Origin of the sequence: Sphingomonas sp. 10B4, from assembly GCF_035019905.1 — a bacterium.
Classification (GTDB): Bacteria; Pseudomonadota; Alphaproteobacteria; order Sphingomonadales; family Sphingomonadaceae; genus Sphingomonas; species Sphingomonas glacialis.
The window spans coordinates 1-280 of the sequence record NZ_JASJVC010000271.1 but is presented as its reverse complement, the minus strand read 5'-3'; the positions used below and the strand labels follow the sequence as shown (position 1 = coordinate 280).

At 49.6% G+C, this 280-nt stretch carries 1 protein-coding gene; it reads right to left on the bottom strand.

Annotation, left to right across the window (positions count from 1 at the left end; genetic code table 11):
* The coding region (locus tag QN347_RS19775; protein WP_323494392.1) for an FAD-binding oxidoreductase at positions 1 to 280 on the bottom strand (280 nt) is incomplete at both ends.

The window sequence follows — 280 nt, the reverse complement described above, 5'->3', positions numbered from 1 at the left end:
AGACAGAAATCGAACCATGCATGCGGTCGACTTGATCATGCACGAGACGGTTGATAGCGGCTTGCTGGGTCAGCCAATCTTGCTTGTCGACGTGCTCGGGAGCGGAAATATTGTAGTGTAAATTACCATCTCCCATATGGCCGAAACACACCGTGCGGCAGCCCGGATAATGCTGCTCCAAGCACGTTGCCATGTACTCGATGAAGGCGGGAATTTCAGAAATCGGTAAGGAAATATCGTGTTTGATATTTTTTCCTTCCGTACCCTGTGCCAGCGAAAT